At 71.3% G+C, this 8,927-nt stretch carries 7 protein-coding genes; 6 read left to right on the forward strand and 1 reads right to left on the reverse strand.

All coding sequences use genetic code 11. The features are described from left to right. On the reverse strand, positions 1-2,601 hold a 2,601-nt coding region (gene eccCa / locus ACOADB_RS27815; protein WP_378606790.1), incomplete at its 3' end, for a type VII secretion protein EccCa. Positions 2,602-2,810: 209 nt separating this feature from the next. On the opposite strand from eccCa, the gene ACOADB_RS27820 reads away from it, so the two are divergent. The 6 genes from ACOADB_RS27820 to ACOADB_RS27845 all read left to right on the forward strand — a co-directional run. Further along, positions 2,811-4,166, forward strand: coding sequence for a hypothetical protein (locus ACOADB_RS27820; protein ID WP_378606793.1), 1,356 nt, complete (start codon positions 2,811-2,813; stop codon positions 4,164-4,166). Positions 4,167-4,307: 141 nt separating this feature from the next. Then, on the forward strand, positions 4,308-4,625 hold the full coding sequence (locus ACOADB_RS27825) for a WXG100 family type VII secretion target (protein ID WP_378606796.1): 318 nt from the start codon (positions 4,308-4,310) through the stop codon (positions 4,623-4,625). A 28-nt stretch (positions 4,626-4,653) separates the two neighbouring features. After that, positions 4,654-4,950 (forward strand): WXG100 family type VII secretion target, encoded by a 297-nt coding sequence (locus ACOADB_RS27830; protein WP_378606799.1) that lies wholly within the window; start codon positions 4,654-4,656, stop codon positions 4,948-4,950. Between the two features lie 92 nt (positions 4,951-5,042). After that, a complete protein-coding gene (eccD, locus tag ACOADB_RS27835; protein ID WP_378606802.1) occupies positions 5,043-6,425 on the forward strand; it encodes a type VII secretion integral membrane protein EccD in 1,383 nt (460 codons plus the stop codon). Next, the gene (locus tag ACOADB_RS27840; protein ID WP_378606808.1) at positions 6,425-7,867 is read left to right on the forward strand and encodes a type VII secretion protein EccB; all 1,443 of its coding nucleotides are present in this window, start codon (positions 6,425-6,427) and stop codon (positions 7,865-7,867) included. Before eccD ends, ACOADB_RS27840 begins: the two co-directional genes overlap by 1 nt. Continuing rightward, on the forward strand, positions 7,864-8,927 hold a 1,064-nt coding region (locus ACOADB_RS27845), incomplete at its 3' end, for a S8 family serine peptidase (protein WP_378606813.1). The genes ACOADB_RS27840 and ACOADB_RS27845, both read left to right, overlap by 4 nt.

Consider the following 8,927-nt stretch of genomic DNA (forward strand, 5'->3'; position numbering starts at 1 on the left):
GACGGTCAGGGTGTCGCGACGCTGTTCGCGCGGCCGGTCGACGGTGCCGAGCGGGATGGTCAGGTTGCCGGCGTTGCGCCAGCGCATCGACACCAGGCCGAGCTCCGGGTGCGGAGCGAGGTCGGCCATCAGCTGGTCGAGGGTGTCCGGCTCGTCGAGCGGGGGGAGCCAGACCTGATGGGCCGCCGGTCCGCGTCCCTCCATCCGCTGCACGGCGACGTCGAGCAGCGTGATGCTGCTGTCGGTCCGGTCGGCGGTCGGTACGACGTCCGCCTCGTTGTCGGTCTCGGGCAGGTCGAACGCCTGCACCTCGGAGATCGTGAACGGCAGGATGCCGCGCACCTTGCCACCGCTGTCGCGGGTGACCCGGCGGCGTCCTGCTTCCGGCGGACCGGAGACGTACGCCGACTTGAAGCGCGTCAGCGCGGTCGGGTCGGGCTTCAGGTAACCGAGGCCGGGCACCGCCGGGAGCTCGTAGGCGTCCGGCACGCCGAGGACCGCGCGCGACTCCTGGGCGCTGAAGGTGCGCAGGCCGATCCGGTAGGACAGGTGCGACTCCAGGCCGCGCAGCCGGCCTTCCTCGAGGCGCTGCGACGCGAGCAGCAGGTGCAGGCCGAGCGAGCGGCCGAGGCGGCCGATGGCGACGAAGAGGTCGATGAACTCCGGCTTGGCCGACAGCATCTCGGAGAACTCGTCGACCACGACGAACAGCGACGGCAGCGGCGGCAGTCCGGCACCGGAGGGATCGCCGGACAGCCGGGCCTTCTCGTAGTCGCGGATCGAGGCGAAGTTGCCGGCCTCGCGCAGCAGTTCCTGGCGCCGCACCATCTCGCCGGACAGTGCGTCCTGCATGCGGTCGACGAGGGTCAGTTCCTGCGAGAGGTTCGTGATCACGGCCGAGACGTGCGGCATCTCGGACATGCCCGCGAACGTGGCACCACCCTTGAAGTCGACCAGCACCATGTTGAGCTGCTCGGGGGAGTGGGTCATCGCCAGGCCGAGCACGAGCGTGCGCAGGAACTCCGACTTGCCCGAACCGGTCGCACCGATCACCAGGCCGTGCGGGCCCATTCCCTGCTGGGCGGACTCCTTGATGTCGAGGTGCACGGGGGCCGCGCCGTCGCCGACACCGATCGGCACTCGCAACCGGTCGCGCGCCGGGCGCGAGCGCCAGGCGGCGTCCGGGTCGAAGTTGCGGACGTCGCCCAGGCCGAGCAGGTCCATGAAGTCGGTCGGCGCCGAGATGTCGACCGCGTCGTCGCCGACCGAGGAGCCGGCGCTCGGGGTGAACAGCGGCGTCAGGCGTCGGGCCAGCGCCTCGGCGGTCGCCAGGCTGCACTGGTCGCCCTTGGCGCGCACCGGTTCCGTCCGGAGGCGTACGGCGACCAGGGGCACCGTCGTCGTACCCGCATCCGGCGTGAGCCGGCCACCGGCGGTGCGCGGGCGGGCCGGCGTCTCCTCGATCTCCAGGCGCAACGCGGTCGCGCTGTCGAGCTCGCCCCACCGGGCCGGCAGGTCGAGGACGGTGACGCCGTGCAGGCCGTCGGCGGGGATGACGTGGTTGCCGGGCGGCAGCTCGGCGCCATCGGTGATCAGCAGGATGTGCGGCGTCGCGGGCCGCTCGTCCGCACCGAACCGGGGTCGCTCGGTGAGGTCCGGCGGGAGCATCGCGGTCAGGTCGGTCAGCGACGTGGTGACCATCCGCGCCGGACCGACGGCATCGGTCTGGTGCTGGCTGTGGGCGTGGGGGAGCCACTTGACCCAGTCCCAGTTGGCCAGCGTCGCCTCGGTCGCGAGGACGGCGACCTGCAGGTTCTCCGGTGACTGGAAGGTGGTCGCCGAGCAGAGCAGCGTCCGCGCGAGCGAACGTGCCTCCTCCTCGGCGCCGCAGATCTCGATCCGGTCGAACGCGCGCAGGTCGATCGACGCGGGCAGGTCGGGCTGCAGCCGGTGGACCACGAGCAGGCGGTGCAGCGCGGATGCCGACGCGGGGTCGACGTCGTCGATCGGTGCGCCCTCCGGGGGCACGAGCTCGAGCGCCAGGGGTTGCGCGCAGATGCCGTACCGCACCTGCAGGAACGCGGGGTCGGCCGACGACCGCTCCCACACCCGGGACCGGTCCTCGGCGAGCGCCGGCAGGGCGGAGGGGTCGGGGTGGATCCAGGTCAGCGCCCGGCGCTGCTGGTCCGCCGCGTCGCGGGCGACGCCACGCACGGTGGCGAGGTAGCGGAGGTACTCGGTGCGCGAGCCCGTCACCTGCTGCTGGCGCTGCTTACGCTGCCGGTCGATCTGCACGATGATGAAGCCGAGGGTCGCGAACAGGAACATGCCGCCGGCGATGTAGCGCAGCGCGGGGTTCTGTCCGCTTCCCGTGCCGAGGCCGGCGACCAGGACGATCGACCCGAGGCTGCCCAGCATCGGGATCGCGTTCATCGCGACTCCGGCGGCGCCCTCACTCGGCTGGATCTGCGGCGGCGGCTGGATCTGCAGCTGTCCGCTGGGCAGCTCGGGGCGCTCGCTGCGTCCCGCTCGCTGCGTCAGGCTGCCAGGCGCAGCCGTGCGCACCCTCCGGCCCTGGGCCGTACCCGGTGTCACGGTCATTCGGTGCTCCCCTGTCGTCGACGCCCGATCATGCGACGGCCCTGATGATAGGTGGCGGCGTCAGTGGGTAGAGAGAGGTCTGTGGAAGCACGAAACGTACGACTACCCTGCGGACGGGGCCGTGAACCGCGGTGACGACGATGGAATTCTCGGGAGGCGCGATGTCGGGTACGCCGTCCCGGCCACCTGCGGCCGGAACAGTGACCACCGTGACGGTCCACGGACCCCTCGGTGTCCTCGACCTCACGGTGCCGACGGACGCGACGCTCGCCGACGTGGCCGTGGCGTACGCCGCCGAGACCGGGCTGCCGGTGCCGTTGCCGTTGGTGAGCCGCACCGGCGAACCGCTCCAGATGGCGACCGAGGTCGGTGCCGCAGGGCTGGTCGCCGGATCGGTGCTGGTCGCGGTCGATCCGTCGTCCCGGCCGGCGCCGCCGCGACGTGCCGGATCGGGTGAGTCCCGGTCGAACGGGCTGGTCCCGGGGCCGGCATCGAGCACCTGGCTGACGGTCGCCGTCGCGGTGGCGGTCGCTGCCGCGTGGTCCGCCACCCGGCTCGACCCCGACGACCGGTGGCCGGCGATCGCCGTACTCCTGCTGGCTGCGTTCGTCGGTTGCCTCCCGTTGGGTGCACTGGCCACGCAGAGGGTGCTGGCCGCGCCGGCCTTCGCCGCCGCTGCTGCCTTCGCGGCGGCGTGGGATCCCCTCGACGAACGGCTCCCGACGGTCTTCGGCGCCGCCGCCCTGGCCGCCGCCGTGACGGCCGGGGTCGGGCGAGCGCTCGCGGATCCGGACAGCAGCGCCGAGGTCGGGTTGCGGATCCAGATGGTGGTCGGCGCCGCGTGGTTCGCGCTGGCCGGTGTCGGAGCGTTGACCAATGTGGCCCCGCAGGTCGTCTGGGCGGTGCTGTTCCTGCTGGCCGTGCTCGGCGCCCGTTTCGTCCCCGAGGTGGCCATCGACGTACCCGACCAGTACCTGCTCGACCTCGAGCGCCTCGCCGTGACCGCGTGGTCCGCACGAGAGCGGCCGACGGGACGCCGCGGCCGGATCGTGGTGCCCGAGCAGGCCGTCAGTGTGGTCGCTGCCCGCGGCGCACGGACGGTCAGTGCCGCTGCTGTCGCGATCCTCGTCGTCGTCGTGGTGTCGGCCCCGATGGTGCTCTGGACGGCCGACCTGCCGCTGGACCGGATCGGTGCGCGGTGCCTGGTCGGCTTCGGTGGGGGCACCCTGCTGCTCGCGGCACGCAGCTATCGCCATGTCCTGGCGCGCAGGTTGCTGCGACTTTCCGGCGTCATCTCGGTCAGTCTGGTCGCGTTAGTCGTGCTCGGAGTGATGGGTCCGGGCAAGCCGTCGGACGGTTCCAGCCTGCCCGGATTCCTCGCGATGGCGGCCATCGCCCTGGCCGCAATCCTTGTCCTGGTGGGGGTTCTGGTCGGTCGGGGCTGGCGTTCGGCCTGGTGGTCACGACGTGCCGAGGTCGCCGAAGCCGTGTGCGGTTCGTTCGCTTTCGGAGCCCTCGTGGTGGCCGTCGGCTTCTTCCGTCATCTGTGGGAAGTCACCGGTTGATGTTTAGCCCTGTCCGTGGCAGGGGTACCACCCATCGCGTCGGCTCTTTGAAAGCACTCGGGAGCCAGTTCAAAGAGGTAAACCGCAACCAGTGGCCAGTCACATGATCCGGCCGCAACCAGAGACCAAGGGAGAACAGACATGACTGTCGAGTTCGGACAGGCAGAAGGCGCACTCAAGCGGATCGCCGATCGAGTCATCCAGGCCAAGGATGAGTTCGGCAAGCACTCCAACACCCTGGACGGCCAGATCAGCGCGTTGAAGGGCAAGTGGGAGGGCGACGGCGGTCGTGCGTTCATGGTCCTTCACCAGGCATGGACCGAGAAGCACAAGGTCGTCACGACCGCGCTGGACAAGTTCCACGCGTCGCTGACCGAGACCGAGAAGGACAACGTCGCCGTCGACCAGCAGGCCGGCAGTGGCATGAACAACCTCATCAACAAGCTCGGCAACCTCTGAGCCGGACGAGAACCCAAGGAGATTTGATATGAGCCTCGACGGCCTTCGCGTCAACCACGGCGAGCTCGACACCGCCGCCCAGAACATGTACACGACCGTTCAGCGCATGGACGAGTCCCTCAACAACCTCGAGAAGGACATCGCCAACGATGTCGCCACGTGGTCCGGCAACCAGCAGGAGGCCTACCGCACCGCGAAGGCTGCCTGGGACTGGGCGATGCAGGAGATGCGTGACCTGCTCGACGAGAGCCACAAGACGGTCTACCAGTCGAACGCCGAGTACATGGCTGCCGACAAGCGCGGCGCCGGTCGTTTCGAGTTCTGACCAGCCACACCTCAGCGAGGGGCCGACGCACACGCGTCGGTCCCTTTCGCTGATGTCAGGATGGGACCACGGTCTCGGGAAGGGTTGAGCAGATGACACAGGCAGGTCGGGTTTCGGGGGCAGTGGCCTCCGGGCTGGTCCGGGTGACGGTCACTTCGGGCACACGGCGTGTGGATCTCGTGCTCCCCGGAGCGATTCCGGTCGCGGAGCTGCTCCCCGAGCTGGCCCGCAGTGTCGGGCTGCTCGATCCCGCGACGGTCCACGGTGGCTACCGCGTCGGCACGGCCGACGGTCGTCGCCTCGCCCCCGACACCGGACTGATCCTGCAGGGCATCGAGGACGGCGGCCTGCTCACCGTCTCCGCCGGTGTCGACGACCCGCCCCCGCGGGTCTACGACGACGTGGTCGAGGCGATGACCGATGTCGTCGAGCACGATCTCCAGCCCTGGCGGCCCGCCTCCGGGCGTCGTACGGCGCTGGCGGCGGCGGGCCTCTTCCTCTTCCTCGGCCTTGTGGCGCTGCTCATCCAGCGCGGCTCGGACCTCGCGGGTGCCGCGACCGCCCTGGTCGCCCTCGCCCTGTGTGCCGGCGGGATCGTGCTGTCCCGCGCCCAGCACGAGCCGGAGGCCGCGGTCGGTGTCTCGTGGCTCGGTGCTGCCTATGCGGCTGCCGCGGGCGTGATGTTCGCGCCGATGGGCGCCGACCTGTTCGCCGAACCGCTGGCCTTCGCCGGGGCGGGTGCGCTGGTGGCCGGACTGGTCTGCGTCATCGGACTGGGCGCCGGGCGGACCCTGGTGTTCCCGCCGATCGTCATCGGGGTGCTCGCGCTGGTCGTCGGCCTGTACCTCCGCTCGGCCGACGGTGACGGCTTCGAGCCCGCACCCCTGCTCACGACGGTGCTGGCCCTCGTGGTGCTGGCCGGCAGCGTCTTCCCGTGGCTCGCCCTCGGCGCGACCTCCACCCGGGTCGACCAGCTCTTCGCCCCCTCCGACATCACCGCCGACCCCGAGGACATCGAGCACGCCCGGGTCGCGGCGGACGCCCGGATCGCCCACGAGATCCTGCTCGCCATCTCCGGCACGGTCGGCGTGCTGCTCGTCCTGGTCGCCCCGTTGGCGGTCAGCCTCGGCGTGAGCGGCACGCTGCTCGCCGTCGACGCCTGCCTCATCGTGATGCTGCGGACGCGGCAGTACCGCACCGGCAGCGAGGTGCTGCTCGGGCTCGGGACCGGCATCGCCGGTCTCGCCGTGACCGCCCTCGCAGTGCTCTCGATGCATGACGACTGGCGACCCACGCTGTCGGTCCTGCTGGCGGTGCTGGGTGCGGTCCTGCTGACGGCGACCCTGTCGCCCTCGGTTCCGTCCGTACGACGGGGCCGGCTCGGCGACGTCCTCGAGTCGGTCGCCCTGCTGACCCTGCTGCCCCTGCTGGTCGTGGCCGTCGGGCTCTTCACCCAGGTCCGCCAGGCGATCTGATGGCCACCAAGAAGGACCTTGTCGAGGCGTACTCCTTCAGCCGTCGGCGGCTCGTCACCGCGTTCGTGTCGGGGGCGCCCGGCGGGCGTGAGGTCGAGCCGGCGCGACCGGGCCGGATGATCGTCGGTGGCGTCGCGCTCGCCGTACTGCTCATCGCGGGCGCGGCCGTGGCGGGCGCGCTCACCGACCGTCCGCCGGCCAACTGGGACACCCCCGGACTGGTGACCGACGACCACGGTGCGCTCTACGTCATCCTCGAGGAGGACGCCGTGCCCGGTCAGCCGCGGCTGCGGCAGATCATCAACGTCACCTCCGCCCAGCTCATCCTGGGTGCCGAGGTGAAGACCAAGAGTGTGCCGGAGGACGAGCTCGACAAGCAGGACAAGGGTTCGCCGATCGGGATCCTCGATGCGCCCGCCACGGTGCCTGCCGCAGGTCAGCTGATCAACAGCGGCTGGACCTCCTGCACGGCCAGTGATCGCGGCATCAAGACCGAGGTGACGGACCGCCCCGGCGTCTCGTTGACGCCGGGCGACGGATTCGTGGTGAAGGGCGCCGGCAGCGGCAGGCCCTACCTCATCGCGGAGGCCGGTTCGGGTCCGTTGCGTCGCGCCTACAGCTATGCGCTGCCGGCCGACAACGACGGCCTCTACATCGCGGTCGGCGTCTCGCCCACCGACGTGATCACCGTGCCCGACGAGTGGCTCTCCCTGTTCCCGGTCGGCGGGCCCCTGGACGCGACGGGCCTCGGCATCGCCGGCCTGGGGAACCCCGTGGACCTCCCGGGCTACACCAAGGGTGCACGCGTCGGTGACTACTACTTCGACTCCGGCCGGACCCTCGCGGCGACCAGGACCGGCTTCGTCATCCTGTCCGACTTCGCCGCGGCCGTGCTGCGCAACACGACCCTCCCGGGTGCCGGCCGGAAGCCGATCGAGCTCAAGCGCTCGGCAGGTGCCGACTTCGACATCGACGAGAGTGCCGATCCGTACGGCGCCGCTGCCTGGCCCGAAGCCATGCTGGGTGGCTCGGCCGGTGCCGACGACCAGATCTGCGCCCAGCTCGTCACCGAGGAGGGCGAGCCGCCCCGCGCACTGCTCGCGACCGTGCCGTCGGGATCGGCCATGCTCGAGGGCGTGGCCAAGGGGGAGCGCGAGGTCAACGTGATGTCCGGCCGCGGCGCCCTGGTCCGCTCGGCGGAGTGGACGACCTCCCGCGGCGGGACCATCTTCCTCATCGACGACCGCGGGCGGACCAACTCGGTCGCCGGCGGCCTCGAGGTGGAGCGCCTCGGCTACAAGAACGTGCCCGCGGTCGTCGTCCCGGACTCGTGGAACAAGTTGTTCCAGCCCGGCGCCGACCTGTCGGTCCTCGCCGCCCTGTGCCCGCCGACGACGAACTCGCCGTCGAAGGCCGACGAGGACAAGAACACGTGTTCGTGACCGTACGACGACCGCTGATCGCTTCGCTGGCGGCGATCTCGTGCGTGCCGATCCTGCTGGTTCCCGGGGCCTCGGTGGCGCAACGGGCCGCCGCCGCGGAGGGTCCGGAGTGTGGCTCCGTGTCGCCCGACGACGACGTGGAGCGTCCCGTCACCGGCGAGAACACCGCGATGGAGGCCCTCCAGGTCCCGCAGGCCTGGTCCCAGGCGCGCCGGGCAGGGAAGCGCCCCGGTGAGGGGGTGACCGTCGTCGTCGTGGACAGCGGCATCTCGGGCCTGGACGAGCGCGGCCCGTCGCCGGTGAAGAGCCCCCACGGGCTGGTCGTGGGCGGGATCATCGCCGGGCCGAACCAGCCGAAGCCGGCGGTGCCCGTCGGCATCGCCCCCGGCGCCCGCCTGGTCGACGAGCCGTTCTACAACGTGCCGCGCGGTGAGGACCAGGACGGGCTCCTGGTCCCGATGTCGGACGCCCTCGAACGGCACCTCAGGGATGTCACCGCCCGGCGGCGCAGCGGGGCCCTCAAGGGCCCGACCATCGTGGTGATCCCGATGGAGGTGCTGCACACCGACTCCCTGGAGAAGGCCGTGGCCGCGCTGGTCGCGTCCGGCGTCCTGGTGATCGCAGCCGCGGGCGACCGGCCGGCGAACGACGACTCCTTCCTCGACTCCTACGCCAACGACCACGCCTCGCCGGGTGAGGACGCGATCGCGGACGTCTGGCCGGCCGGCGGCGACGGTGTCGTCTCCGTGGGTGTGTCGACGCCGACTGATGGTGTGCTCCGCAACTCGGGCATCGACCTCGCCGCACCCGGTACCGGCTCCGTCTCCAAGGGGCTCAACGGCGCGTGGTGCGTGGTCACCACGGTGTCCACCCACTGGGCGGCTGCCCAGGTCGCGGGCGTCGCGGCCGTCGTCTGGTCGGTCCACCGTGGCGACACGGCGCGGCAGCTCGAGGCACGCCTCGAGGGCACGGCCAGCGGCAACAGCGACGGCGCGAGCCCGTTGACCGGGTACGGCGTCGTACAACCGGTGGAGGCGATCCTCCGCGACGTCAACGGGAT

Source organism: Nocardioides sp. CPCC 206348 (genome assembly GCF_048654705.1).
Lineage (GTDB): Bacteria > Actinomycetota > Actinomycetes > Propionibacteriales > Nocardioidaceae > Nocardioides.

Coding starts and splice junctions, on each gene's coding strand:
- ACOADB_RS27825 (WP_378606796.1), top strand. CDS start 4,308: ATGACTGTCGAGTTCGGACAGGCAGAAGGCGCACTCAAGCGGATCGCC.
- ACOADB_RS27830 (WP_378606799.1), top strand. CDS start 4,654: ATGAGCCTCGACGGCCTTCGCGTCAACCACGGCGAGCTCGACACCGCC.
- eccD (WP_378606802.1), top strand. CDS start 5,043: ATGACACAGGCAGGTCGGGTTTCGGGGGCAGTGGCCTCCGGGCTGGTC.
- ACOADB_RS27840 (WP_378606808.1), top strand. CDS start 6,425: ATGGCCACCAAGAAGGACCTTGTCGAGGCGTACTCCTTCAGCCGTCGG.